Here is a 1,110-nt window from a genome sequence, read left to right on the forward strand (position 1 = left end):
AGGGTGAGGACGGCTTTGGCGACTGACGTCATGCGGTTGGGGCTGATCCGGGACCTTCGGAAGATTCGCCAGGACTTCAGCAGTGCCATGCCGCGCTCGACTGGTGCCCGGGATGCGGCCAGTGCCCGGTTGATCGTGCGCTGTGTCGGGGCCAGCTGGCCGCCGGGCGGTCGTCTGCGCCCGGTGATGACCCAGGGTCCGGCGCCCTGGTAGGCGCGGTCGGCGAGGACGGGGACGCCTTGGCGTTCGCAGATCCGGATGATCCGGATGATCCGGTGGGTGCGGGCCGCGGTCAGGTCGTGGCACCGGCCCGGCAAAGCGGGCGAGATCCACAGCACCTGTCCGGTCGGGTCTGTCACGACCTGCACGTTCACGCCGTGGCGACGGTGCTTGTGCGAGTAGTCGGCCCGGCCGTCGCCCACGCGGTCGCACTCGGCGAGCGTCCCGTCGAGCAGTACGTACTCCGGTTCGTGCTCGCGAAGGACCTTGAGCAGGCCGGGCGCCCGGGCGGCCAGGAGGTCGATCACCGCCGTGGTGTAGGCGTGTGCGGTGCCGACCGAGATGTCGAAGCCGGCGGCGAGCTGGGCCAGAGTGTCGTGCTTGCGCAGGTACACCAGAGCGACGAGCGCGCGTTGATGCGGCGGGAGCTTGCAGCGGCGGTCACCCTCACGGGTGACGATGAGTATGGTGACCCACTCGACCAGCGCATGGGGCAGGTCGAGTGCGGCAGGATAGGAGACCAACGAGGCACCTGCGCTGATGAGTTGAGACGTCGAACACCTCCCTCAACGGCACGGGTGCCTCGTGCGTTGCGCACACCGACTCCATCACTCCATCGGTGGCCACTCTGAAAACGCTCACTGTCTGGTGTGTCCAGGATCAAGAGTCAAGGCCCGCGGTGCCTGTGACCCGGGTCTCAGTACGGTCGTGCAGCAGATGGGGCGGTGTTCGCGTCGAGGAGGGGTGACAGGAAGGCAGGAGCCGTGGAGTTGGACTTTGAGGCTTTCGTCGCCGTGAGGTCGGCCGCGTTGTTCCGGGGTGCCCTCGTCCTCACGGGTGACCGTGAGGCGGCGCAGGATCTGGTCCAGGAGACCCTGGAGCGGGCCTGCC

Annotated in this window: 1 protein-coding gene; it reads right to left on the minus strand. The window is 68.1% G+C overall.

What is annotated here, in order from left to right; all coding sequences use genetic code 11:
- On the minus strand, nt 1-743 hold a 743-nt coding region (locus ABZT03_RS44665; protein ID WP_356050091.1), incomplete at its 3' end, for a transposase family protein.
- Between the last annotated feature and the right edge of the window lie 367 nt (nt 744-1,110).

Source organism: Streptomyces sp. NPDC005574 (assembly GCF_040605435.1).
In the GTDB taxonomy this organism is placed as follows: Bacteria; Actinomycetota; Actinomycetes; order Streptomycetales; family Streptomycetaceae; genus Streptomyces.